Raw genomic sequence first — 25,227 nt, 5'->3', positions numbered from 1 at the left:
TGCGGCGGTTGCAATGATGGCTCATGGAGGGTTTTACCTACTTTTAAATCAGGTTGCACCTCGTGCGGTTTAGACGGTTGCACGCCCTGTGAAAAAGGGCCCGAAACAGTCGAAATAACAATAAAGCAGCGACTTTTTTAAGAATAAAAAACCGATGGCACGGCCCTTGCTCTGAGCTTTTCAGTGAAGTGAAGTCGCAGTGCCAACTAAAAAAAACCTTGGAGCACCACCTCATGTCCCAGACGTTTTACAAGAAAGGCTTTCTGGCCCTCGCAGTGGCAACTGCGCTGGGTGTTTCTGCGTTTGCTCAAGCTGATGTGAAATTCGGTGTGGCGGGGCCGATGACCGGTGCCAACGCTGCGTTTGGCGAGCAATACATGAAAGGTGCGCAGGCAGCGGCCGATGTCATCAACAAAGCGGGTGGCGTCAACGGCGAAAAAATCGTACTGGTAGCCGGCGACGACGCCTGCGAACCCAAGCAAGCCGTGGCCGTGGCCAACCGTCTGGTTGACCAGGACAAGGTCATCGGTGTGGTCGGGCACTTCTGCTCGTCCAACACCATCCCGGCTTCCGAGGTCTATGACGAAGCCGGCGTCATCGCCATGACCCCCGGTTCGACCAACCCGGCCGTGACCGAGCGTGGCCTGAGCGCGATGTTCCGTATGTGCGGTCGTGACGACCAGCAAGGCATCGTGGCCGGCGACTACATCGTCGATGTCCTCAAGGGCAAGAAAGTCGTCGTGCTGCACGACAAGGACACCTACGGCCAAGGCCTGGCGGATGCCACCAAGGCACAACTGGCCAAGCGTGGTGTGACCCCGGTGTTGTACGAAGGCCTGACCCGTGGTGAAAAAGACTTCAGCGCCGTGGTCACCAAGATCCGTTCGGCCGGTGCCGACGTGGTCTACTTCGGCGGCCTGCATCCGGAAGCCGGCCCGTTGGTTCGCCAGCTGCGCGAACAAGGCCTCAAGGACGTGAAATTCATGTCCGATGACGGCATCGTCACCGACGAACTGGTCACCACCGCTGGCGGCGCGCAATACGTCGATGGCGTGTACATGACCTTTGGCGCCGACCCACGCCTGCTGCCCGACAGCAAGGCCGTAGTAGACGCTTTCCGTGCCCAGGGCGTCGAGCCTGAAGGCTACACGTTGTACGCCTATGCGTCGGTCCAGGCCTTGGCCGCCGGCTTCAACGGCGCCAAGTCCAACAAGGGCGAAGACGCTGCCAAGTGGCTGAAAGCCAACCCGGTGAAAACCGTCATGGGCGAAAAAACCTGGGATTCCAAGGGTGACCTGAAAGTCTCCGACTACGTGGTCTACCAGTGGGACAAGGATGGCAAATACCACCAGTTGGAAAAACAGAAGTAATTTGAAGGGATGACTAGCCTGTGGCGAGGGAGCAAGCTCCCTCGCCACGGAGACTGTGCTCACCCTGTCCTGATTGGCATTAGCCAACGGCCCGTCTGTTTTTTTCTACGAGCCGCACATTTTTGGGCGCTGGGCTTCGAACCCGTCGTCGCGTCCCCGGGATGTGCTGTCTCACTGCGTGAGATTGCGTTATGGATGGTATTTTCCTGCAGCAACTGATCAATGGCCTGACCCTCGGGTCGGTCTATGGTCTGATCGCCATCGGCTACACAATGGTCTACGGCATCATCGGCATGATCAACTTCGCCCACGGCGAGGTTTACATGATTTCCGCTTACCTCGCGGCAATCAGTCTGGCTCTGCTGGCTTACTTCGGTATCGAATCCTTTCCGCTGATGATCCTTGGCACCCTTGTGTTCACGGTCGTGGTCACCGGGGTCTACGGCTGGGTCATCGAACGCGTCGCCTACAAACCCCTGCGCAACTCAACCCGGCTGGCACCGCTGATCAGTGCCATCGGCATTTCGCTGATCCTGCAAAACTATGCACAGATCAGCCAGGGCGCCCGTCAACAGGGTGTTCCGACACTGCTTGAAGGCGCCATGCGCGTCGACATCGGTACCGGTTTCGTGCAGCTCACCTACACCAAGATCTTCATTCTGATCGCCGCGTTCGCCGGCATGGCGCTGCTGACCTACATCATCAAGTACACCAAGCTCGGACGCATGTGCCGCGCCACCCAGCAAGACCGCAAGATGGCCTCGATCCTGGGGATCAACACCGACCGGGTGATTTCCTACGTGTTCATCATCGGTGCAGCCATGGCGGCCCTGGCCGGTGTGCTGATCACCATGAACTACGGCACCTTCGACTTCTATGCCGGCTTCATCATCGGCATCAAGGCGTTCACCGCGGCGGTACTCGGCGGCATCGGCTCCCTGCCTGGGGCGATGCTCGGCGGGATCATCCTCGGGATTTCCGAGTCGCTGTTCTCCGGTCTGATCAACTCCGACTACAAAGACGTGTTCAGTTTCTCGCTGCTGGTGCTGATTCTGATCTTCCGTCCCCAAGGCCTGTTGGGTCGCCCACTCGTGGCGAAGGTGTAAGTATGTCTGCTGCCAATAAACCGCTTGATATCAAACAGAGCGTCATCGACGCGATCCTGGCCGGCCTGATCTCGCTGATTGTGTTCGGGCCGATCGTCGGCGTGGTGCTCGATGGCTACAGTTTCAACCTGCAGCCGGCCCGCGTCGGCTGGCTGGTGGCGATCGTAATGGTCGGGCGCTTTGCCCTGAGCCTGTTCCTGCAAACCCCCAAGGGACTCAAGATTCTCCAGGGCTTCGAGAGCACCGGCTCCGGCGTGCATGTGCTGCCTCCGGACTACAAGTCGCGCCTGCGCTGGATCATCCCGGCGCTGATCGTGATCGCCATCGTGTTTCCATTCTTCGCCAACAAGTACGTGCTGACGGTGGTCATCCTCGGGCTGATCTACGTGCTGCTGGGCCTGGGCCTGAACATCGTGGTCGGCCTGGCCGGGCTGCTCGACCTGGGTTATGTGGCGTTCTACGCCATCGGTGCCTATGGGCTGGCGCTGGGCTACCAATACCTGGGGCTGGGTTTCTGGACCGTGTTGCCGCTGGCCGCCATCGCTGCGGCGATGGCCGGGTGCATATTGGGCTTCCCGGTGTTGCGAATGCACGGCGACTACCTGGCCATCGTGACCCTGGGGTTTGGCGAAATCATCCGGTTGGTGCTCAATAACTGGCTGTCGTTCACTGGCGGACCGAATGGCATGCCGGTGCCTTCCCCGACCTTCATGGGCCTGGAATTTGGCAGGCGGGCGAAGGACGGTGGGGTGCCGTTCCATGAGTTCTTCGGCATCGCCTACAACCCCAACGTCAAATTCCTGTTCATCTACATCGTGCTGTTCATCACCGTCCTGTTGGTGCTGTATATCAAGCATCGCCTGACCCGCATGCCGGTCGGTCGCGCCTGGGAAGCCTTGCGCGAAGATGAAATTGCCTGCCGCTCCATGGGCCTGAACCATGTGCTGGTCAAGCTCTCGGCCTTCACCATCGGTGCCTCCACCGCGGGCCTGGCGGGTGTGTTTTTCGCCAGCTATCAGGGCTTCGTCAACCCATCCTCGTTCACCTTCTTCGAGTCGGCGCTGATTCTGGCCATCGTCGTTCTGGGTGGCATGGGATCGACGGTGGGTGTGGTGATCGCGGCATTCGTGCTCACCGTGGCACCGGAGCTTCTGCGCAGTTTCTCTGAATACCGGGTGCTGCTGTTCGGCGTGTTGATGGTGCTGATGATGATCTGGCGCCCGCGAGGCCTGATTCGTATCAGCCGTACCGGCGTGACGCCGCGCAAGGGGGTAGCGCCATGAGCGAAGTCGTACTCAAAGTCGAAAACCTGATGATGCAGTTTGGTGGCATCAAAGCCCTCAGCGACGTGAGCCTGCAGGTCGAGCGCAATTCGATCTTCGCCCTGATCGGCCCCAACGGCGCGGGCAAGACCACCGTGTTCAACTGCCTGACCGGCTTCTACAAGGCCTCGGGCGGCAAGATCGAACTCAACGTACGCGGCGAACAGACCAACGTGATCAAGCTGTTGGGCGAAGCGTTTCGTCCTACTGATTTTGTCTCGCCGAAATCCTTCGCCAGCCGGCTGTACTACAAGATGTTCGGCGGCACCCACCTGGTGAACCGCGCCGGCCTGGCGCGCACCTTCCAGAACATTCGCCTGTTCAAGGAAATGTCGGTACTGGAAAACCTGCTGGTGGCCCAGCACATGTGGGTCAACCGCAGCCTGATCGCGGGCATCCTCAACACCAAGGGCTATCGCAAAGCTGAAAGCGACGCCCTGGACCATGCCTTCTATTGGCTGGAAGTGGTGGACTTGGTGGATTGCGCCAACCGCCTGGCCGGCGAGCTTTCCTACGGCCAGCAGCGCCGCCTGGAAATCGCCCGGGCCATGTGCACGCGTCCGCAGATCATCTGCCTCGACGAACCCGCCGCCGGCCTCAACCCCCAGGAAACCGAAGCGCTGAGCGCAATGATTCGGCTGCTGCGCGACGAGCATGATTTGACCGTGGTGCTGATCGAACACGACATGGGCATGGTGATGAGTATTTCCGACCACATCGTGGTGCTGGACCACGGCAACGTGATCGCCGAGGGTGGTCCCGAGGCGATTCGCAACGATCCGAAGGTGATCGCGGCCTACCTGGGCGCCGACGAAGAGGAGCTGGTATGAGTGGACCTATCCTCGAACTCAAGGAACTGGACGTATTTTACGGGCCGATCCAGGCCCTGAAGAAAGTCTCGATGCACATTGGCGAAGGCGAAACGGTGAGCCTGATCGGCTCCAACGGCGCGGGCAAATCCACGCTGCTGATGTCGATCTTCGGCCAGCCCCGCGCTGCGGGCGGGCAGATCATCTACCAAGGCGTGGACATCACCCACAAGTCGTCGCACTACATCGCCTCCAACGGTATCGCCCAATCGCCGGAAGGACGGCGGGTATTCCCGGACATGACCGTCGAGGAAAACCTGCTGATGGGCACCATCCCCATTGGCGACAAATATGCCAGCGAAGACATGCAGCGCATGTTCGAGTTGTTTCCCCGGCTCAAGGAGCGGCGCAACCAGCGGGCCATGACCATGTCCGGCGGCGAGCAACAAATGCTCGCCATTGCCCGGGCACTGATGAGCCGGCCGAAGTTGTTGCTGCTCGATGAGCCGAGCCTGGGGCTGGCGCCGATCGTGGTGAAACAGATCTTCGCCACCCTGCGTGAATTGGCTTCCACCGGGATGACTATTTTCCTGGTGGAACAGAACGCCAACCACGCGCTCAAGTTGTCGGACCGGGCCTATGTCATGGTCAACGGCGAAATCCGCCTGACCGGTACCGGCAAGGAACTGCTCGCCAACGAAGAGGTGCGTAACGCGTATCTCGGCGGCCATTGAGGCGGCGGCTGCAACAAAAAAACCGGCGAGTGATCGCCGGTTTTTTTATCTCTCCAAAACGCCACCAACCCCTGTGGGAGCGAGCCTGCTCGCGAAGGCAGTGGATCAGGCGACATTCATGTATCTGATACGCCGCCTTCGCGAGCAGGCTCGCTCCCACAGTGAAATTTGTAGGGCTTCAGCAATTGTGGACAACAATCCTGACCCTCTGTGAAACCGCGACATAAAGTCGCCGCAAACAGTTGTTTTGTCACGGTTTTGACTTGTCCCCGTTTGCTGTGGAACTGGCTGTGGGTAACGTGGGAGTAGCTGGCTGTAAGCCTTTGAATACGTGCCTTTCAGGCCTGTGATCGTTTTTTGATCAGGCATCTTTGGTTAAAGGGGAGCGGCTGTTGTCAACAGTTTTATGTGGGTGGAAATGGGCTCGAAAGTCTGGGGGCAAGCCTGTGGATAAGTCTGTGACTAAACTCTGGAAAGACGGCGCTCAGCGGCGTGATTGCTGGCTTGGAGCCATCGCGACATCAAGCGCCGCCTTATAGCAGATAACCTGATCTGCACAACCTGACTTGCCAGGTCAAGCGAAAAAATATTCCAAAACCCGCGCAAAGCCTTGTGCACAAAGGGTTACCGGTTTTTCACTTGCCCCCGTTTATTGTGGACCTACCTGTGGATAAGGTGCGGGCAACCCGCTGCGGCCCTTGCTGGACAAGGCCTGACGCTCATTGTTTGTTTTTTGAGCAATCGCAGGATTAAAGCGTTGATCAAGCCTTGCCCCTGGCGGGCCAGCCCGGGCATGCTGTGGGCCGATTTCCATTCAATGGCTGTTTGAAGCCCAAGCAAGGAGAACACGATGTCTGACACCCTGTTTATCACTGGCGCGACGTCCGGTTTTGGTGAAGCCTGTGCCCGTCGTTTCGCCGAGGCCGGTTGGAAGCTGGTGCTGACCGGCCGTCGTGAAGAACGCCTCGATGCCCTTTGTGCCGAGCTGTCGAAGCAGACCGAGGTCCATGGCCTGGTGCTGGATGTGCGTGATCGCAAGGCCATGGAAGAAGCCATCGGCAACCTTCCGCCATCCTTTGCCACGCTGCGCGGGCTGATCAACAATGCCGGCCTGGCCTTGGGCGTCGATCCGGCGCCCAAGTGCGACCTTGATGATTGGGACACCATGGTCGACACCAATGTGAAAGGTCTGATCTACAGCACGCGCCTGCTGCTGCCGCGCCTGATCGCCCATGGTCGTGGCGCTGGCATCATCAACCTGGGTTCCATTGCCGGTAATTACCCGTATCCAGGCAGCCATGTTTATGGCGCGAGCAAGGCGTTCGTCAAACAGTTCTCCCTGAACCTGCGTTGCGACTTGCAAGGCACGGGTGTGCGGGTGAGCAACATCGAGCCGGGCCTGTGCGAGAGCGAGTTCTCGCTGGTGCGTTTTGGTGGCGACCAGGCGCGCTACGACGCGACCTACGCCGGCGCCGAGCCGATCCAGCCGCAGGACATCGCCGACACCATTTTCTGGGTGCTCAACACCCCGGCGCACATCAACATCAACAGCCTCGAACTGATGCCGGTGAGCCAGACCTGGGCCGGGTTCGCCATCGAACGCAACAAGGCCTGACCGCTGGCCTTATTGAGCTGGAATTGATGAGCTGTTGTGGCGAGGGTGCAAGCTCCCTCGCCACGAAAAGTGTTACGCCAGGTAGTCGGCCAGACCGCGGTAGCAGGTCAGAAGATGATAAGGGGTGGTCGAAGGCATGTCCCGGCGGCTGACGATGCCGTCGGCGTCAAGACATTCATTCCAGCCCCGGGGATGCAGGAAATGCTGCTGCAGCGCTTGCAGTTGACGCAGCAAGGCATTGTCGCTTCCCGGGCGCAACGTCAATGCCCGCAGGTATTCCGCTTGGGCCCAGATGCGTTGAGTGGCGTCGCGTGGGGTCGATTGCGGCGCCAGGCTCAGCATCGCGCGTACCGCGCTGGAGTCCGGATCGACACCTTGTCGCTCGGTAAAACCAAAGCTGTGCTCTAGCGCCGTGTGCAGCTTGCCACCACGCAACAAGGGCGATGAGGCCAGCAGGAAATACCATTCGAATTGATGGCCTGGCTCGAACCAGTTATCCACAGCCTTGAGTGGTTTCTCCATCATGGCCTTCTGTTCCGGGTCCACGAAGTGCCGGTACATCCCATCGCAAAGGCTCAGCAACGCCTGGCGCACGGTGGCATCGTCGCGAACCGAGAGGGTTGCCAGGAACGCTTCGGCCAGGTGCATCAGCGGATTCTGCAACGGGCCGGATTGGCAGGTCGACCAGTCACGCCCCAGGCTGGCTTCGTAGAGACCGTCCCCGGTGGCGAAGCGCCGGCTGATCACTTCCAGCGCGGCGTTCAACGTCGATTCCACCAACGGCTCGCGAACCTTGCCCCAGTAATGGGCGCAGGCGAACAGGATAAACGCGTGGGTATAAAGGTCTTTGCCCGTGTCCAGCGGCGCGCCCTGCGGGTCGATGCTGTAGAACCAGCCGCCATGTTCGGCGTCGTGGAAATGCCGCTGCAATGAGCGGAACAATGCGGCGGCGCGCTCCTCGGCCTGCGGCACCTCACCGATCAGGCTGGCGAACACATACAGCTGCCGCGCACAGGCCATGGCCCGGTAACGCTGGGGCGGCAGCGGCTGGTGCTGGCTGTCGAGGGATTCATAGGGCAACGCCAGTTCGGCATTCCAGCCCGGGCCCTGCCACATCGGCACGATCACGTCGTGAAAATGCTGGCGCACCGTGGCGAACAGGGCGGTCAATTCAGGCTGGGGAGCGGGGCGGGAAGCATCAGGCATTGGCGGACGTCGTCACGGCGGGGGCGAATGCGCGACATGGTAGCAGAGTGACCGACTCCAGAGAGATGACGCCTGTAAGTCCGTCATCGCGAGCAAGCTGGCTCCCACAGGGCGGGGCGTACACCGATCAAAGTGGGGGAGCGAGCTTGCTCGCGATGAGGGCCGGCTGGGCGCTAGAGAATCAACCCGCCAACAGCCAAACCCCGGCCGCCGCCGAAGCCGCCCCAGCCAACCGCACCAATGGCGCCGCCGCTCGCGGCAACACCCGCACCAGCGCAAAACCTGCGCCGTGCAACGCCGCTGTCGCTGCGACAAAGCCTACGGCGTAAGCCCAGGGGCTGGACATGTCCGGCAGCTCCAAGCCATGGGCCACGCCATGGAACAGCGCAACCACCGCAGTCGCAGCGACAGCCAGGCCCAGCGGTGGACGCACGGCCAGTGCCACCGCCAGGCCCAGGGCGAGTACCGAGGCGGCGATCCCGCTTTCCAACGCCGGAAGGTGCAGGCCTTCAAAACCCAGCACGCCGCCAAGCAGCATTGCGCCGACGAAGGTACACGGCAGTGCCCAGCGCGCAGCGCCTTGTTGTTGGGCGGCCCACAAACCGACCGCGAGCATCGCCAGCAAATGATCGAGCCCGCCGATCGGGTGGCCCAGCCCGGCGATCAGGCCATTATCGCCGTGGCCGGGGTGGGCGAAGGCAAGCGCCGGGGTCAATAGCAGGGCGAGGGCGCCGCAGATACGTTTGCATGTCATGGAGAAGCTTCCTTGTTGGAATGGGAGAGATCACGCGGCCGTCAACAGGCCTTGGCGCTCGATGAAGGCGATGATGTCGTCCAGGCCCTGGCCGGTCTTCTGGTTGCTGAAGACGAACGGCTTGCCGTTGCGCATTCGCTGGGTATCGCTGTTCATCATTTCCAGGGACGCGCCGACCAGTGGCGCCAGGTCGATTTTGTTGATCACCAGCAAATCGGACTTGCAGATACCCGGCCCGCCTTTGCGCGGCAGCTTGTCGCCCGCCGAAACGTCGATGACATAGATGGTCAGGTCCGACAGTTCGGGGCTGAAGGTAGCCGACAGGTTGTCACCGCCGGACTCCACCAGGATCAGGTCCAGGCCTGGGAAACGCCGGTTCAACTGGTCCACTGCTTCCAGGTTGATCGACGCGTCTTCACGGATCGCCGTGTGTGGGCAGCCGCCGGTTTCGACGCCAATGATCCGTTCCGGCGCCAGGGCTTCGTTGCGCACCAGAAAGTCGGCGTCCTCGCGGGTATAGATGTCGTTGGTGACCACCGCGAGGTTGTAACGCTCGCGCAGGGCCAGGCACAGGGCAAGCGTGAGCGCGGTCTTGCCGGAGCCCACCGGGCCGCCGATACCCACGCGCAGAGGTTGTGTGTTCATATGTGTCTCCTAGGAACGAAACAGGCGGCTGTACTGGCGCTCATGAGCCATGCACGCCAGGGACAGGCCAAACGCGGCGCTGCCGTAATGATCGGGATCGATGTTCGAGGCGATGTGCTGGGCTTGTTGCAGCACCGGCAGCAACTCGCTCGTCAGACGCTGGGCGGCTTGTTGACCCAGGGGCAGGGTTTTCATCAGCACCGCCAATTGGTTTTCCAGCCAGCTCCACAACCAGGCGGCGAGGGCGTCCTGCGGGCCGATGTTCCAGGCGCGCGCCGCCAAGGCCCAGCCCAGCGCCAGGTGGGGTTCGCCGCGCTGCTGCAGAAAGTCGCGGGCCGCACTGTCGAGTTCCGGCAGGCCGGCGAGCAGCTGCTGCAACGAGTAACCCATCTGCCGGCTTTCCTGAAACAGCTCGCGGGTTTCTCGGCTGGCGCGGTGTTGTTCGCAAAGTTGCCGCAGCCCGTCCCAATCGTCAGCCGCGGCGGCTGTGCAATGGGCCAGCAGTAGAGGCGCTTCGAAGCGCGCCAGGTTCAGCAGCATTTGGTCGCTGAGCCATTGGCGTGCGTCGTCGGGCGTCCGAACCTGGCCGTTATCCACCGCCATTTCCAATCCCTGGGAATAGCTGTAGCCGCCAATCGGCAGTTGCGGACTGGCCAGGCGCAGCAGCGCCCAGGCCGGGTTCATGTGCGCACACCAAACTGGTGCAGGCGCGGCGCGTAGTTGAAATCTTCATCGCCGTGCCGGGAATGATGGTGGCCGCCGCCGTAGGCGCCGTGTTCTGGCTGGAATGGGGCTTCGATGGATTCGGCGGTGGCGCCCAACTGTTCGAGCATCGCCTTGAGCACGTAGTCATCCAGCAAGCGCAGCCAGCCATCGCCTACTTGCAGGGCCACGTGGCGATTACCCAAGTGGTAGGCCGCGCGGGTCAGCTCGAACGCATTGGCGCAGGTGACATGCAGCAACTGCTCGGGACGCGCGCAGACACGCACGATGCGCCCGTCCTCGGCCTGCAGGCATTCGCCATCGTACAGCGGTGGCTGGCCTCGTTCGAGGAACAGCCCCACGTCCTCGCCTTCGGCACTGAAACAGCGCAGGCGGCTTTTGCTGCGTGCGTCGAAGGTCAGGTGCAACTCGGCGTCCCAGCCTGGTTGTGTGTCGATTCTGCGGTGAATCACCAGCATCGGAGTGCTTCCAGCAATGAACATTGCTGTGTTTAGAGCAAGGGGCTTGCCAATCGAAGATGGTGTAGGAAATACCTGGGGATGGCGTTTCAGGATGGGGCGGATTGCGTGCCGTTATGGTGCGCCTGGTGGTGTTGCGCACCATCTTGTAGCTTGCACGGAGCACTGTGGAGGCGAGCTTGCTCGCGATAGCGGTAGACCAGCCGACATCAGTGTTGCCTGACCTGCCCCCATCGCGAGCAAGCTCGCTCCCACACGAAAGCGCTGCTTAGTTCAAGCCTGACAGTGCCTTTCTGGCCATATGATGTGCTGACCATCGCGATCAGAGTTGAATCACAAGGCACAGGTCGAGCTATGGAACAGGAAGACTAAGTGAGACCAAACTTAACGAGCATGGCAAGAGCAATCATTACCGATAGAAGTGCGATAACACACCACTGCAATGCTACTAGCTTGCGCTTAAGGCTCGCGGGAAAACTATTTATGTCTTCGACATTAAGTCCGCCTCTTTTGAGGTAGAAATTGGGAAAGGTGATGAGTCCGGAAATACCGCCTACCAGCATCAATTTTCCCCAAGGACCACCATGGCGCAGTGATGCGATCGTCATGACGGCTGAACAATTTTTCAAGTGATCCAATATTAGGTCCATTTTTTTGTAAGCCAAGTACAGACACATTCCAATCCAAATGAAAATTCCTCCCAAATCAATTATCCCGACGACCATAAATAATTTTTCAGAGACGCTCACAGTCATTGGGCAGCCTCATAGATAAGTTCGCCTGTTTTTTCACCCAATATTCCTCCAAGGACACCCCCCGCAAGCGACCCCGTTCCGACCACCAGAAGACCGCACCCCACCATTGCCAACCCTCCTGTCGGCACACTTAACCCGATACAGATCGCTCCAACCACAGGCCCAGTCAGGGCGGCGCCTGCTGCTACACCACCTGCCACGCCACCAGCGAAGCTGCCAGTCTCAGCGAACTTAACTTTCTTACAAGCCTGCGCACTATCTGCCGTGCAAACATCCTGGACCTTCATATACGAAGCTCCACCACCAATAATCGGGCCAACCCACCCCCCGTACTTGATGATTTTGGCCGCTTTGGAGACACCCTCAATATGTGTCGCATAACCTGGAATCTGACCTGCGCCACCAGCCTTGGTCCAACGGTGGACCAAACTGCGACTGGAGATGCCCAAGGCGCTTTTCAAGTTTGGATGATCTGGCAGCCCGGTGCCCTTTCGCGTCAGGGTGGTCAGATGAGTGTCGAGCCTAGAGAGCAGTTGTTTGCGCTCTGCAAAAAAATCCGACGACCGTAAGTGCCCATCGCGCCGGAAAGTACGTTGATGCAACGCCTCGATATCCCGCAGAACGGTTTTAACGTCCTCCAGATTTTTGGCGAAGATGGCCTCACCAACACCGATGGCAGTCGAGCCTTGGGCGAAGAAGGTCTCGATTTCATCTCGATGCCGGGCCATGAAGTCGGCCTCGTCCGCGCTTAGCGGCTCAAGGGCATCGTTGATCCATATTGCTGTTTCCATCAACAGCGCCTCTTCGCGGGTGCATTGATGATTGTTCGGATCGCTCAGCACGATCATCGAACCGGCCTTGACCACATCGCGATAAGGATTGAGCGCGCGGAATTTGCGCATCACCGCCGGGTCGGGTGATTGGAACAGCGTCGCCTCCAGCGCTTCGCGGGTCACGCTTCTGGGCACAACGTAGAAGCCCGGTTCCAGGGGTTCTACGCGGGTGGATGTGCGGGGCGGCGGGCTGATTGACGGGGCGAGAAACGATTGGCGTGAAGCACTTGGTGCGTGGGTCGCGGTCGCGGGCTGTGGAGCCGGCTGAGCGGCTCGGTTGGCTTGCGGTGCAGAATTCGCACCTTCATAGGTGGCCCAGGATACCGAGGGGATCAGTTGCGCTTTGCAGGGGCAGGTACTGTGACTATCCAACGTGCCGGCCATTCGCTTGCCATGGCTGACCATGTGCGCTATGCCGCCCCTGATCTGATAGATTTTTCCGTCCTTTCCACACGAAACCCGGTCCCCTTCGCGGGCGTGCAGCAGGCCGAACATATTGACCCTGCCATCGCCATCCAGCACTTCACCACCACACGTGGTCTTGTCGCCCCGGCCAATGAAATAACCCCTGTTCATTGGGTGTTCTCCTTCATTTCATTGCGGCGCGCACGGCGGCCCACGGCTGGCTCTACCGTGGGCAAAAAATCTTCTGCGTTCATTTTCATGGCTCCTATACCAGTCCGTCTTACGCAAGGGCGCGTTGACAGTTCTCGGAAGCGATGAATAAGACGATGAGCCGCTGATTGAGCGCAATTCCGGCGCGGGTGGCATTTGCAGCGAATAGGAAAGTTCGCAGGCTCGGATGCGCCTTTTCCTACATCGCGGAACATCTGTCCCGTGGTTTTTCGGGAGGCGGTGTGTCAGGTAAGCAACCAGGGGACTGAGACTCCGCCATCGCGAGCAAGCGCCTTCCCACTAAGGAAACATCAGGCGCTATTCGGTACTGCCCAATCCACGCCAATGCTTGAGGCCAATGAAGATGAACCGCAGTTGCTGGGTAATCTTCGCCTGGGGCGTGAGGTGCTCGGGCAGGGCTTCGGCGGGCGGGTCGATGATGTCCGGCAAGGTGGCGAAGACACTCTTGACGATGAGATCGGCCATTACGTTGAGCCCGGCGAGGTCCAGGTGCTGGAGTTTCGGCATCAGCGCCAGGTCGGCGGCCAGGTCCGAGCTGATGTCTTCACGCAGCCTCGCGATGGCTTGTCGGACCGGCTGCGATCCACCGTATTGCTCGCGAGCCAGGAACAGGAACTGGGATCGGTTGGCATGAACCACGTCGAGAAAAATCCGCACTGACGCGTCGATGATGCCGCCCATGACGAACTCGTTGTGACGTACCAGTCGTATGGTTTCGCGAAAGGTCTGGCCGACTTCGCTGACGAGTGCCAGGCCCAATTGGTCCATGTCCTGGAAGTGTCGGTAGAACCCGGTCGGTACGATGCCTGCCGTCTTGGCCACTTCACGCAGGCTCAGGCTGCCGAACCCCCTGCCACATTCCATCAAGTGGCGGGCTGCGTCCATCAGGGCGTTTCGGGTCTGTTGTTTCTGTTCGGCGCGGGGCAGCATCGCAGGACTGACTTCCGAGTCATGGGAGCGACGCACTCTAGCAAATCGGCTTTGCCGTCGTCGAACGGTAGGAGGTAATCGGGGAAAACGAGGTGCTGGAAAATCAAAAGCCCGATTCAAGGAATCGGGCTTTTTTCATAACCACCATGGGCTCAGCTCACTTCGCCGCGGCGTTTGATGACGCGATCGCCGCCGTCCGCAGCAAGGAGTTGGCCTTGTGGAGTGCGACCGGAACCATCGGCAGCCAGGGTCTGGCCTTGTGGGGTGCGGTCGGAACCGTCAGCGGCCAGGGATTCGCCCAGTGGGGTGCGGTCGGAACCGTCAGCGGCCAGGGATTCGCCCAGTGGAGTACGGTCGGAACCATCGGCAGCCAAGGTCTGGCCTTGTGGAGTACGGTCGGAGCCATCGGCAGCCAAGGTCTGGCCTTGTGGAGTACGGTCGGAGCCATCGGCAGCCAAGGTCTGGCCTTGTGGAGTACGGTCGGAACCATCGGCAGCCAAGGTCTGGCCTTGTGGAGTACGGTCGGAGCCACCTTCAACCAGGCCTTTTTCTTCCAGGCGGTCACGGCCACCTTCGGCGACGGTTTGGCTGTAGACAGAGTGGCTGTCCTTGACCTGTGGAGTGGCTTGTTCGGAAGCTGGCAGGGCGAAAGCGGTAGAGGCCAGCAGTGAAAGGGAAAGGCTCATCAGTATTTGGCGTTTCATGATCGTTGCTCCTCGGGAGGGCTGAAAAGTGGGTACGAGGGCAATGCTACTCTCGATAAGTCGATATAAAAGTTCATAAAGACAATGGTAATAATCAACAGAATTGATTGTTCCGCGCAAAGGCTCTAGAACGGGGGTTTCAGGGCAGCAGTTTTGCCCTGAAGTGGGTAGTTTGTACTCACTCGCGCCCCGCAGATGTGCGGGGGCGGTAACAGGTAGCTGACGAATCGGTCAGGTTCGTGCGTGTTTTTTTAGTGCCGTTCGTCACCCTTGGTGGTAAACCTGTTGGCCGTTTTGCCTGTCCAACGATCATCGCAACGAGCCGGCTACAGGTTCGTGCTGCCCCAGACGTCGCGGTCCGGACGTCCATCTGCCTCAGGAGCCTTGTGCATGACGCGCACCTCAAAAATCTTCGCCTGGGGCTTTGCCTGCCTCGTTGTCCTGCTGACCGTGCTGGTGCTGTTCATCGCGTTCTTCGATTGGAACCGCATCAAGCCTGCGCTCAATGCCAAGGTTTCCGAAGAGCTGCATCGCCCATTCGCAATCAATGGCAACCTGGCGGTGATCTGGCGGCGCGAACCCGGCGAGGGCGGCTGGCGGGCATGGCTGCCATGGCCGCATGTGGTCGCCGAAGACCTGACCCTGGGCAACCCGGATTGGTCGAAGCTCCCGCAGATGGTCACGCTCAAGCGCGTCGAGTTGCGTATCTCGCCCCTGGCGTTGCTGGCGCGGCGGGTGGCCATCCCGCGTATCGACCTGACCGGCCCCGACGCCAGCCTGCAGCGCCTGGCCGATGGACGGGCCAATTGGACTTTCCAGTTCGATCCAAAGGACCCGGACGCCGAGCCGTCCAGTTGGGTGGTGGACATCGGCGCCATCGGTTTTGACAAGGGGCATGTCACGCTCAACGACCAGACGCTCAAGACCCGGCTCGACGTGCTGGTCGACCCGTTGGGCAAGCCCATTCCCTTCAGTGATATCGTCGGGGAAAAAACCGCGAAAAGAACCCGGGAACAGGGCTCGTCACCACAAGACTATGCCTTTGCCTTCAAGGTCGACGGGCAATATCACGGGCAGGGTCTCAGCGGATCCGGCAAGGTCGGCGGCCTGCTGGCGTTGCAGGATGCGGCACAACCTTTTCCATTGCAGGCCCAGGCGAAGATCGCCGACACCCGCGTCGAACTGGCCGGCACCCTGACCGACCCAAAGAACCTCGGCGCCCTTGACCTGCGTTTGAAACTGTCCGGCAACAGCCTGGCCAATCTTTACCCGCTGACGGGCGTGACCCTGCCGGATTCGCCACCGTATTCCACGGACGGCCGATTGATCGCCAAGCTCCACGAGCCGGACGGCGCACAGTTTCGCTACGAGGCGTTCAACGGCAAGATTGGCGACAGTGACATCCACGGTAACCTGGCCTATGTCGCCAGCCAGCCCCGGCCGAAACTCAGCGGTGCGCTGGTGTCCGACCAGTTGTTGTTCAGTGATTTGGCGCCGTTGATCGGCGCAGACTCCAATGCCGAACAAAAAGCCCGTGGCGGCGCCAGCAAACAACCGTCCGACAAGGTGTTGCCGGTGGAGGAGTTCCGCACCGAACGCTGGAGTGCGATGGACGCCGACGTGGAGTTCACCGGCAAGCGTATCGTTCACAGCGAGCAGTTGCCGTTCACCGATCTCTACACGCACCTGGTGCTCAACGACGGCCAACTGAGCCTGGAGCCCCTGCGCTTTGGCGTCGCCGGTGGCCGGCTCGATGCGCAGATCCGCCTCAACGGCCACACCCAGCCCCTCGAAAGCCAGGCGAAATTGACTGCGCGGGGCTTCAAGCTCAAGCAGTTGTTCCCGGGATTCGAGCCAATGAAGACCAGTTTTGGTGAACTCAATGGCGACGCGGATATTTCCGGGCGCGGCAATTCGGTGGCGGCGTTGCTGGGCACCTCCAATGGCACCCTGAAGATGCTCATCAACGACGGCGCCATCAGCCGCGAGCTGATGGAACTGGCGGGGCTCAACGTCGGCAATTACGTGGTGGGAAAAATCTTTGGCGACAAGGAAGTGAAGATCAACTGCGCAGCGGCTGATTTCGATATCAAGACCGGCCTGGCGACCACGCGCCTGTTCGTGTTCGACACCGAGAACGCGATTATCTATATCGACGGTACGGCGAACATGGCCACCGAACAACTGGACCTGACCGTCACGCCCGAGTCCAAGGGCTGGCGGTTGATTTCTCTACGCTCGCCGCTGTACGTGCGGGGCACGTTTGCCAACCCTGCCGCCGGCGTCAAGGCCGTGCCACTGATGTTGCGCGGTGCCGGGATGGTTGCCCTGGGTGTCATCGCCGCACCGGCGGCGGGGCTGTTGGCCCTGGTCGCGCCCAGCGGTGGCGAGCCGAACCAGTGCGCGCCGTTGCTTGAACAGATGAAGGCGGGCAAGGCGCCGGTCACGGTCAAGCCTACCCGGTAGCCGAGTAGTGATGCTACCGGCCTCACCGCGATCAGGCTCGCTCTCGCCTTCGATCGAGTTTCTTCAAAAGAAGAACGCGATCCCCTGTGGGGGCGAGCCTGCTCGCGAAAGGCGTATCAGAGATCGGCCAGGATATCGGCCATGTCATCAGCGTGCTCTTCTTCCTGGGCCAGGATGTCTTCGAAGATGCGCCGAGTGGTTGGGTCTTTTTCGCCGATGTATTGGACGATTTCCCGATAGCTGTCGATGGCGATACGTTCGGCGACCAAGTCTTCGAACACCATTTCCTTGAGCGTATTGCCTGCCACGTACTGGGCGTGGGAGTGCCGTGTCAACAGGTCGGGGTTGAATTCCGGTTCGCCACCCAGTTGCACGATGCGTTCGGCGAGCCTGTCGGCGTGCTCGGATTCCTGGTTGGCGTGTTCGAGAAACTCACTCGCCGCGACACCGGCCTTCAGGCCGGCGGCCATGAAATAGTGACGCTTGTAGCGCAGTGTGCAGACCAGTTCGGTGGCCAATGCTTCGTTGAGCAGGCGGATGATTTCCTGTCGATCGGCGTTGTAGCCTTCGGTGACCGCGCCGTTCTGGACGTTCTGGCGCGCACGTTCGCGCAGGGTCGTGACGTCGGATAAGTGCATGTCGCTCATCTCGTTCTCCTGGAGGCTGATCCGGTTAGGCGTCACGCTCTGCTGGCGCGATCGCTCTAGTTCTGAGTGATGCGATCCTGGAAAAGTTTTACCGGATTTTTCAAGGCGTGCCCGGACAAGCGTGCTTCCTCCTCCACCCATTGGAAAAAAGCCCGCACGGGCGGGTGCCGCTCTCGTCCCGGCACGCAAAGCGCGCTGTAGCCGGCACCGCTGACTTGGACCTTGGGGCGATAACCCACCAGCAACCCGCTGGCGACGCTTTGCGAAGCCAGGATATTGCTCGCCAATACCAGGCCCTGGCCGGCGATGGCCGCTTGCAGGGCGTAGTGCTCTTCATCGTATTCACGTATGCAAGGTTGCCGGGTCATCCAGCTTTCCCCCGCCTGGGCGCACCAGGCGTCCCAACCGTGGGCGTACAGCTTGGCGTTATGCCAGCGCACGCTGATCAGTGTCGGCGGCTGCCGGGTGGCCAGCGCGACTTGTTCCGGCGAGCCATACACGCCGAAGCTCTCTTCGAACAGGCACATGCCATAGAGGTTCGAGTAGCCGTCCAGGCTGTAGCGCACCACCAGATCGACGCTGGCGTCCTGAAGCAAGTCGATGACTTCGCAATGGGTGTCCAGGCGTACGTTGATGTTCGGATGGCGCGCGTAAAACCGCCCCAGGCGCGGCACCAGCCACAGGGCGGCAAACGCCGCCGTGGTGGATATCGTCAGGTGCGTGGTGCTGCGTTGCGGGCGCAGGCTGTCGACGCTTTGTGCAACTTCCAGCAATGCCCCGTGCAAGCTGTGGAACAGCCGCTGTCCCGCGTCGGTGAGGCGTACCCGGCGCGGCAAGCGTTCGAACAACTGCGCCCCCAGCCAGGTTTCCAGGGAGCGGATCTGGTGGGAAATCGCTGTCGGGGTGACCGCCAGCTCTTCGGCCGCCGCCTTGAAACTGAGCAGGCGTGCAGCCGCCTCGAAGGCTCGCAAGGCATTGAGGGGCAGGGTGGCAAACATTGGAAATCTCCGTATGGATGAAAACAACTCATCCGGATGAACTAACGCTCATTTGCGATCGAGGGCGACCGGGCTCCAACCTTAAAGCCACAGGCCGTTCCGATTGTAGTCGCATTAGAAGGAGTTACAGATGAGCAGCATTCTTGTCGTACAGGGTAGCCCACGCGGTGAGCGTTCCCATTCCCGACGTCTGACGGAGGCATTCATAGCGGCGTGGCAGGCCGCCAATCCACTTTGCCAACCGACTCGCCGCGAGGTGGGCCGCACCGTCATCCCTGCGGTCAACGAAGCCTTTATTGCGGCGGCGTTTTACTCCGAGCCCCAGGCGCGGCCATTGACCATGCAGGCCGACCTGGCGCTGAGCGATGCGCTGGTTGCCGAACTGCAAGCCCACGATCGCTTGGTAATCTCGGCACCCATGCACAATTTTGGCGTGCCCAGCGGCGTGAAAGCCTGGGTCGACCAGATCGTACGCATCGGCGTGACGTTCAACCACAGCCTCGACAACGGTGTTTCCCAGTACGAGCCGCTGGTGTCGGGCAAAAAGGCGCTGATCGTGACCAGCCGTGGGGACTTCGGTTTTGGCCCCGGTGGCCAATTGGAGGCCATGAACCACGCCGACACCTGGCTGCGGGCGGTGCTGGGCTTCATCGGTATCAACGACGTGACGGTGGTGGCGGCCGAAGGCGAAGAGTCCGCCGAGCACAGCTTCGCGCGTTCCTATGCCGAGGCCGAGCAACGCTTGCTAGCGCTCGCCCGAACCTTTTGAGGACCTGGGGCTTGCCGCGATCGGGCTGAAGTGCCTCGGGTGTCATAGACTGGTCATCATCGGTACTGATGCTGACCACCTCTTGATCGCAAGGATGTCGCCATGTCGCAACGCTGTGCCACTCGCTACCCCTTGGTGCTGGTCCCGGGCATGCTCGGTTTCATTCGCCTGGTGTTGTATCCGTACTGGTATGGCATCGCAGAGGCATTACGCCGGGGCGGGGCCGTGGTGATTCCTGTGAAGGTCTCGCCCTTGCATTCATCCGAGGTTCGCGGCGAGCAGCTGTTGGCCCGGATTGAGGAAGTGCTGCGGCAAACCGGCGCGCAAAAGGTCAACCTGATCGGCCACAGCCAGGGCGCCCTCACTGCCCGCTACGCCGCGGCCAAACGCCCGGACCTGGTGGCGTCGGTCTCTTCGGTGGCCGGTACGAACCACGGTTCCGAGCTAGCCGATTACCTGCAAACCCATTACCCGGCCGACAGCGCCAAAGGCCGGGTGCTCAGTGCTTTGCTGCGGCTGATCAACGCGATCATGAGCCTGCTGGACACCGGTTATCACGGGCCACGGCTGCCAGCCGACCTGAAGGCATCCCATGCTTCGCTCACCACTGCCGGGGTGGCGCTGTTCAACGAACGTTATCCACAGGGGCTGCCCCAAACCTGGGGCGGACACGGGCCGGAAGAGGTCAATGGCGTGCGTTACTACTCCTGGTCGGGGACGTTGCAGCCGGGCAAGACCGACAAGGGTCGCAACCTCTTCGATGGCACCAATCGAAGCTGCCGGTTGTTCGCCCGCACCTTCGTGCGCGAAGCCGGGCAGTGCGATGGTATGGTCGGGCGCTACAGTTCGCACCTGGGCACGGTGATCCGGGATGACTACCCGCTGGACCATTTCGACATCGTCAATCAGTCGCTGGGGCTGGTGGGCAGGGGGGCGGAGCCGATCCGGTTGTTTGTCGAGCATGCCGAGCGGTTGAAGGCGGCAGGCTTGTAGGACGCAGGGCGTCGCGCGTTATCGTTCGTTGCCGACATGCTCCAGACACTGGTAGTTCATGCTCGGGAAATCGAACAGATGAAGGTGTAACAGGCTTTGTCTACACTGCACCCCATCGCCACACCCTCGTGCGGCAACCAGGAGAAACACCATGAAGATGCTCCGTGTCCCTTTGTTGATGATGGGTTTGCTGCTGTGTTCCCAGGGGTTCGCCGCCACGGCCCAACAAACCAAGATGACCACCTGCAACGCCGACGCCACCGCCAAGGCCCTCAAGGGTGACGAACGCAAGGCCTTCATGAGCAACTGCCTCAAGGCGACCCCACAGGACCGCATGAAAAGCTGCAATGCCACTGCCACCGAGCAGGCGTTGAAGGGTGACGCTCGCAAGGCGTTCATGAGTGAGTGCCTGAAGAAAAAATAAGCGCCGGATCTTCTGAGCCCTGGGCCAAATCGGCCGATACAATCCCTAGTGCTGCCAGCGGATCGCTGGCAGACTGCCGATCCTTTCATGCCGTTTTGTCCTGGGGCTGTATGCCAACGTTTTCTCAGCGTCATGTGTTGTTGGTGATCAGTTGGGTGATCATTTTTGGTGGGCTGTTGCTGGTGTTGCCGCTGCGCCTGTTGCCGAGCCTGTTGGCCGGGTTGCTGGTGTTCGAGCTGGTCAACATGCTCACTCCGCAGTTGCAACGATTGATCGAAGGCCGGCGTGCCCGCTGGTTGGCGGTGGCATTGCTCGGCACGTTGGTGGTCAGTGTGCTGACCCTGATCTTTGCCGGCGCCTTCAGTTTCCTGCTGCACGAAGCGGAAAATCCCGGGGCCTCCCTGGACAAGTTCATGACCGTGGTCGATCGCGCCCGTGGGCAACTGCCGCCGTTCATCGATGCCTACCTGCCGGCCAGCGCCGCCGAGTTCCGGGTGGCGATCGGTGATTGGGTGAGCAAGCACTTGAGCGACCTGCAGCTGGTGGGCAAGGACGCGGCCCACATGTTCGTGACGCTGTTGATCGGCATGGTGCTCGGCGCCATCGTCGCCCTGCAGCGCATCCCCGACCTGACCAAGCGCAAGCCCCTGGCCGCTGCGCTGTTCGATCGCCTGAACCTGCTGGTCAAGGCCTTTCGCAACATCGTCTTCGCCCAGATCAAGATTTCCCTGCTCAATACGTTCTTCACCGGGATTTTCCTGGCGGTGGTGCTGCCGCTGTTCGGCATCCAGCTACCCCTGACCAAGACCCTGATCGTGATGACGTTCCTGCTGGGGCTGTTGCCGGTGATCGGCAACCTGATGTCCAACACCCTGATCACTGTGGTCGCCCTGTCATTGTCGATCTGGGTGGCGGTGGCCGCGCTGGGTTACCTGATCGTGATCCACAAGCTCGAATACTTCCTCAACGCCCGTATCGTCGGCGGACAGATCAGCGCCAAGTCGTGGGAATTGCTCATGGCGATGCTGGTGTTCGAAGCGGCATTCGGCCTGCCGGGGGTGGTGGCGGGGCCTATCTACTATGCGTATCTCAAGAGCGAGTTGAAGCAGGTGGGGATGGTTTGATCCGACCTTTGTATCGATTGATCTACCGCTTTCGCGAGCAGGCTCGCGAAGGGGGCGCCTCGGTCCTGAATCAGGCCTGACTCCCATACCGCTTCATCGCCTCGATCGCCAATCCACTGCCGATACTGCCAAAGATATTGCCTTCCACATGCCGCGCCTGGGGAAGCATCGCCGAGACGCTGTTGCGCAGCGCCGGGATGCCGCTGGAGCCGCCGGTGAAGAACACCGTATCGACCTGATCAACCCGCACGTTGGCATCGTTGAGCAACTGCGTGACGCTGCCGCGTACCCGCTCAAGCAAGCCGTCGATGGCCGACTCGAACAAGGCCCGGCTCAGATCGACGCTCAGGCCCGGCTCGATCCGATCCAGGGCCACGTGGCGCTGGTCGGCGTGGGTCAGGTGAATCTTGGTTTCTTCCACTTCCATCGCCAGCCAATGCCCGGCGCGCTGTTCGATCAGCTTGAACAGCCGGTCGATGCCCGCGGTGTCTTCGATGTCGTAGCGCATGCTGCCCAGGGCCAGGGTGGATTTCTGCGAATACACCGCGTTGATCGTGTGCCAGGTCGCCAGGTTCATGTGGTGGCTGGTGGGCATGTAGGCGCCGCTTTTCATGCGGCTGCCGTAGCCGAAAAGCGGCATCAGGCCTTGCAAGCTGAGTTGCTTGTCGAAGTCGGTGCCGCCGATGTGCACGCCACCGGTCGCCAGGATGTCGGCGTGACGGTTATCGTGGGTACGACGCTCGGGCGACAGGCGCACCAGGGAGAAGTCCGACGTACCACCGCCGATGTCGACGATCAGCACCAGCTCTTCTTTCTCGATGGTCGATTCATAGTCGAAAGCCGCCGCGATGGGTTCGTACTGGAACGACACTTCCTTGAAACCGATGGCCCGTGCCACATCGACCAAGGTGTTCTCGGCTTCCTGGTCGGCCATTTCGTCGTCATCGACAAAAAACACCGGGCGGCCCAGCACCACTTCTTCGAATTCTCGACCGGCAGTGGCTTCGGCGCGTTTCTTCAACTGGCCGATGAACAGCCCCAGCAGGTCCTTGAACGGCATCGCCGTGCCCAGCACGCTGGTGTCGTGCTTGATCAGCTTGGAGCCCAGCAGGCTCTTGAGCGAACGCATCAGCCGGCCTTCGTAGCCTTCCAGGTATTCGTGCAGCGCCAGGCGACCGTACACCGGACGGCGCTCTTCCTGATTGAAAAAGACCACCGAGGGCAAGGTGATCTTGTCGTCCTCCAGCGCGATCAACGTTTCCATGCCGGGGCGCAGCCAGCCGACAGTGGAGTTGGACGTGCCGAAGTCGATGCCGCAGGCACGGGCCGGGGATGCGTTTTTCATGTCTTTCAGATTCCGGTCGAAAAAACGGCCGCGCAGTGTATGCCAGTGCGGCGCGGATTCGAAGGCCGGTTATCCGCTAATTCCCAAACACGGGCCTTGAAAGACGACGTCACACCCCCAAACTTGCTGGCATGAGCCTGGCAGCCATCGGGCGGACACAAGAACCGCCACCCGCTGCCGATAAACTTCTGATGCGCCGCCCGGTCCCAATCTTGAGGCTGGTCAACCCGCTGTCCGGTCATCCGGGCATGCCGTGCGTGGCGGTGCGACATCGATAACGGATGGTGATGCTTAAGATGGACTTCAAAGACTATTACAAGATCCTGGGTGTCGAGCCGACGGCCGACGATGCCACGATCAAGGCTGCCTATCGAAAGTTGGCGCGCAAGTACCACCCGGACGTGAGCAAAGAGAAGGACGCCGAAACCAAGTTCAAGGACGTCTCCGAAGCCTATGAGGCGTTGAAAAGCGCCGACAAGCGTGCCGAGTACGACGACCTGCGCCGTTATGGTCAGCACGGACAGCCATTCCAGGGACCGCCGGGTTGGCAGAGCCGTGGCGGTTTTGGTGGCCAGGATACGGGTGACTTCTCGGACTTCTTCAGTTCGATCTTTGGCAATCGCGGGCCGGGTTTCGGTGGCCGTCAATCGGGTCGCAGCGCCGGCCGTCGGGGGCAAGACGTGGAAATGGAATTACCGATCTTCCTGGAAGAAACCCTGTCGAACGAGTCGAAGAAGGTCAGTTTCCAGGTGCCGCAATACAACGCGGCGGGCCAGCACGTGAGCAATACCAGCAAGAGCCTGAACGTGAAAATCCCGCTGGGCGTGACCGATGGCGAGCGCATCCGCCTCAAGGGCCAGGGCGCGCCCGGCATCGGCGGTGGCGCCAATGGCGACTTGTACCTGACCATTCGTTTCGCCCCGCACCCCAAGTTCGACGTCGAAGGCCAGGACCTGATCATCACCTTGCCCCTGGCGCCGTGGGAATTGGCCCTGGGGACCGAGGTGGCGGTGCCGACCCTCACCGGCAAGATCAACCTCAAGGTGCCGGCAGGCAGCCAGAACGGCCAGCGCATGCGCGCCAAGGGCCACGGCCTGCGCAACAAGGCCGGCGAGCGCGGCTACCTGTTCGTACAGCTCAAGGCCGTGATGCCCAAGGCCAGCGATGAATCGGTCAAGGCGTTGTGGGCCGAGTTGGCGAAGAAAGCTGCGTTCGATCCTCGGGAGCACTTCTGACCGGTAATCACAGGCCTGGCAACGCACGCCGTGGCGAGGGAGCTTGCTCCCGCTGGGCTGCGAAGCAGCCCCAAAACCATTCGACACGGTGCGCCAGGAAAAACCGGTAGGCAGGTTTTACGACTGCTGCGCAGCCGAGCGGGAGCAAGCTCCCTCGCCACAAAACCGGGTTTTCACAATCCTGGCTAGACTCGACAGTTGAAGCATTGGGAGAAGCAGACCATGAACGACCCGATCATCGAACTGAACCTGATGGAATTCTGTGAAGCCGCTGCGTTGGCGGATGTCCACGTGATTGAAATCGTCGAGCACGGCATCCTCGAGCCCCACGGCGCGGCCCCGACCGATTGGCGTTTCACCGATTACGAACTGGTCCTGGCCCGCCGGGCCGCCAAGCTGCGCCGTGAGTTGGAACTGGAATGGGAAGGTGTCGCCCTGGCCCTGGATCTGTTGGAGGAGGTCCAGCAATTGCGATCCGAGAACCGTCGGCTGCGCCAGCAGTTGGGCCGTTGGGTGAAGTAAGAACGGCAGGCGTGCTCGCCGGGTCTTGCAGAAAAAAACGATAGATAATTACCGCACTGGCCGGTGGTGCACTGGGTAGGCTCGGGTTTTCCACTCTCAAGGAT

Annotated in this window: 25 protein-coding genes; 13 read left to right on the top strand and 12 right to left on the bottom strand. The window is 60.6% G+C overall.

Features of this window, described 5'->3' with window-relative positions; translation table 11 throughout:
- The first annotated feature begins 233 nt into the window (after window positions 1-233).
- The 6 genes from DOCECA_RS19510 to DOCECA_RS19485 all read left to right on the top strand — a co-directional run bounded on the left by DOCECA_RS19510 (window position 234) and on the right by DOCECA_RS19485 (window position 6,956).
- The gene (locus DOCECA_RS19510) at window positions 234-1,370 is read left to right on the top strand and encodes an ABC transporter substrate-binding protein (protein WP_420766214.1); all 1,137 of its coding nucleotides are present in this window, start codon (window positions 234-236) and stop codon (window positions 1,368-1,370) included.
- Window positions 1,371-1,561: 191 nt separating this feature from the next.
- Window positions 1,562-2,476: an ABC transporter permease subunit gene (locus tag DOCECA_RS19505; protein WP_420766215.1), complete on the top strand. Its 915-nt coding sequence runs from the start codon at window positions 1,562-1,564 to the stop codon at window positions 2,474-2,476.
- A gap of 2 nt (window positions 2,477-2,478) precedes the next feature.
- A complete protein-coding gene (gene livM / locus DOCECA_RS19500; RefSeq protein ID WP_420766216.1) occupies window positions 2,479-3,759 on the top strand; it encodes a high-affinity branched-chain amino acid ABC transporter permease LivM in 1,281 nt (426 codons plus the stop codon).
- The gene (locus tag DOCECA_RS19495) at window positions 3,756-4,628 is read left to right on the top strand and encodes an ABC transporter ATP-binding protein (protein ID WP_420766217.1); all 873 of its coding nucleotides are present in this window, start codon (window positions 3,756-3,758) and stop codon (window positions 4,626-4,628) included. Before livM ends, DOCECA_RS19495 begins: the two co-directional genes overlap by 4 nt.
- A complete protein-coding gene (locus tag DOCECA_RS19490; protein WP_053117959.1) occupies window positions 4,625-5,341 on the top strand; it encodes an ABC transporter ATP-binding protein in 717 nt (238 codons plus the stop codon). Before DOCECA_RS19495 ends, DOCECA_RS19490 begins: the two co-directional genes overlap by 4 nt.
- A gap of 850 nt (window positions 5,342-6,191) precedes the next feature.
- Window positions 6,192-6,956, top strand: a complete 765-nt coding sequence (locus DOCECA_RS19485; protein WP_434608057.1) for an SDR family oxidoreductase — start codon at window positions 6,192-6,194, stop codon at window positions 6,954-6,956.
- Between the two features lie 72 nt (window positions 6,957-7,028).
- On the opposite strand, the gene DOCECA_RS19480 is transcribed toward DOCECA_RS19485, so the two are convergent.
- The 9 genes from DOCECA_RS19480 to DOCECA_RS19440 all read right to left on the bottom strand — a co-directional run bounded on the left by DOCECA_RS19480 (window position 7,029) and on the right by DOCECA_RS19440 (window position 14,600).
- Window positions 7,029-8,162: an AGE family epimerase/isomerase gene (locus DOCECA_RS19480; protein ID WP_434649105.1), complete on the bottom strand. Its 1,134-nt coding sequence runs from the start codon at window positions 8,160-8,162 to the stop codon at window positions 7,029-7,031.
- Window positions 8,163-8,343: 181 nt separating this feature from the next.
- Window positions 8,344-8,916 (bottom strand): HupE/UreJ family protein, encoded by a 573-nt coding sequence (locus tag DOCECA_RS19475; protein ID WP_434649103.1) that lies wholly within the window; start codon window positions 8,914-8,916, stop codon window positions 8,344-8,346.
- Window positions 8,917-8,946: 30 nt separating this feature from the next.
- Window positions 8,947-9,561 (bottom strand): urease accessory protein UreG, encoded by a 615-nt coding sequence (gene ureG, locus DOCECA_RS19470; protein WP_420766222.1) that lies wholly within the window; start codon window positions 9,559-9,561, stop codon window positions 8,947-8,949.
- Between the two features lie 9 nt (window positions 9,562-9,570).
- A complete protein-coding gene (locus DOCECA_RS19465) occupies window positions 9,571-10,245 on the bottom strand; it encodes an urease accessory protein UreF (RefSeq protein WP_420766223.1) in 675 nt (224 codons plus the stop codon).
- Complete coding sequence (gene ureE / locus DOCECA_RS19460; protein ID WP_434649100.1) at window positions 10,242-10,742, bottom strand: urease accessory protein UreE; 501 nt, start codon at window positions 10,740-10,742, stop codon at window positions 10,242-10,244. The genes DOCECA_RS19465 and ureE overlap by 4 nt, the downstream gene beginning before the upstream one ends.
- Before the next feature lie 368 nt (window positions 10,743-11,110).
- Window positions 11,111-11,497: a hypothetical protein gene (locus DOCECA_RS19455; protein WP_445570951.1), complete on the bottom strand. Its 387-nt coding sequence runs from the start codon at window positions 11,495-11,497 to the stop codon at window positions 11,111-11,113.
- Window positions 11,494-12,906, bottom strand: a complete 1,413-nt coding sequence (locus DOCECA_RS19450) for a PAAR domain-containing protein (protein ID WP_434608047.1) — start codon at window positions 12,904-12,906, stop codon at window positions 11,494-11,496. The genes DOCECA_RS19455 and DOCECA_RS19450 overlap by 4 nt, the downstream gene beginning before the upstream one ends.
- Window positions 12,907-13,263: 357 nt before the next feature.
- Window positions 13,264-13,896: a TetR family transcriptional regulator gene (locus DOCECA_RS19445; protein ID WP_039592574.1), complete on the bottom strand. Its 633-nt coding sequence runs from the start codon at window positions 13,894-13,896 to the stop codon at window positions 13,264-13,266.
- Between the two features lie 152 nt (window positions 13,897-14,048).
- Window positions 14,049-14,600 (bottom strand): hypothetical protein, encoded by a 552-nt coding sequence (locus DOCECA_RS19440; protein ID WP_434608045.1) that lies wholly within the window; start codon window positions 14,598-14,600, stop codon window positions 14,049-14,051.
- A gap of 390 nt (window positions 14,601-14,990) precedes the next feature.
- On the opposite strand from DOCECA_RS19440, the gene DOCECA_RS19435 reads away from it, so the two are divergent.
- Window positions 14,991-17,066, top strand: coding sequence for an AsmA family protein (locus DOCECA_RS19435; RefSeq protein WP_445570950.1), 2,076 nt, complete (start codon window positions 14,991-14,993; stop codon window positions 17,064-17,066).
- Between the two features lie 116 nt (window positions 17,067-17,182).
- On the opposite strand, the gene DOCECA_RS19430 is transcribed toward DOCECA_RS19435, so the two are convergent.
- Both DOCECA_RS19430 and DOCECA_RS19425 read right to left on the bottom strand, forming a co-directional pair.
- Window positions 17,183-17,713 (bottom strand): ferritin-like domain-containing protein, encoded by a 531-nt coding sequence (locus tag DOCECA_RS19430; protein ID WP_445570949.1) that lies wholly within the window; start codon window positions 17,711-17,713, stop codon window positions 17,183-17,185.
- Window positions 17,714-17,769: 56 nt separating this feature from the next.
- Window positions 17,770-18,711, bottom strand: a complete 942-nt coding sequence (locus DOCECA_RS19425) for a LysR substrate-binding domain-containing protein (protein ID WP_420766230.1) — start codon at window positions 18,709-18,711, stop codon at window positions 17,770-17,772.
- Between the two features lie 130 nt (window positions 18,712-18,841).
- Between DOCECA_RS19425 and DOCECA_RS19420 the strand changes: the two genes are divergently transcribed.
- From DOCECA_RS19420 to DOCECA_RS19405, 4 genes are all read left to right on the top strand, one after another.
- A complete protein-coding gene (locus DOCECA_RS19420; RefSeq protein ID WP_434560922.1) occupies window positions 18,842-19,480 on the top strand; it encodes an FMN-dependent NADH-azoreductase in 639 nt (212 codons plus the stop codon).
- Between the two features lie 102 nt (window positions 19,481-19,582).
- Window positions 19,583-20,473, top strand: coding sequence for an alpha/beta fold hydrolase (locus tag DOCECA_RS19415; protein ID WP_434649089.1), 891 nt, complete (start codon window positions 19,583-19,585; stop codon window positions 20,471-20,473).
- Window positions 20,474-20,624: 151 nt separating this feature from the next.
- On the top strand, window positions 20,625-20,897 hold the full coding sequence (locus DOCECA_RS19410; RefSeq protein ID WP_420766233.1) for a PsiF family protein: 273 nt from the start codon (window positions 20,625-20,627) through the stop codon (window positions 20,895-20,897).
- A gap of 110 nt (window positions 20,898-21,007) precedes the next feature.
- On the top strand, window positions 21,008-22,021 hold the full coding sequence (locus tag DOCECA_RS19405; protein WP_420766234.1) for an AI-2E family transporter: 1,014 nt from the start codon (window positions 21,008-21,010) through the stop codon (window positions 22,019-22,021).
- 70 nt (window positions 22,022-22,091) lie between these two features.
- Here the strand turns inward: DOCECA_RS19405 and DOCECA_RS19400 are convergent, their stop codons facing one another.
- Window positions 22,092-23,366 carry an Hsp70 family protein gene (locus DOCECA_RS19400; protein WP_434608031.1) on the bottom strand — a complete coding sequence of 425 codons (1,275 nt, stop codon included), beginning with the start codon at window positions 23,364-23,366 and terminating at the stop codon, window positions 22,092-22,094.
- Window positions 23,367-23,662: 296 nt separating this feature from the next.
- Between DOCECA_RS19400 and DOCECA_RS19395 the strand changes: the two genes are divergently transcribed.
- Window positions 23,663-24,601 (top strand): DnaJ C-terminal domain-containing protein, encoded by a 939-nt coding sequence (locus tag DOCECA_RS19395; RefSeq protein ID WP_420766236.1) that lies wholly within the window; start codon window positions 23,663-23,665, stop codon window positions 24,599-24,601.
- Window positions 24,602-24,823: 222 nt separating this feature from the next.
- Entirely contained in the window at window positions 24,824-25,123 is a 300-nt protein-coding gene (locus tag DOCECA_RS19390) for a chaperone modulator CbpM (protein WP_434649086.1), read from the top strand.
- The last annotated feature ends 104 nt before the right edge of the window (window positions 25,124-25,227 follow it).

Source organism: Pseudomonas sp. E102 (assembly GCF_052660185.1).
This window is presented reverse-complemented; position numbering and strand designations above follow the sequence as displayed.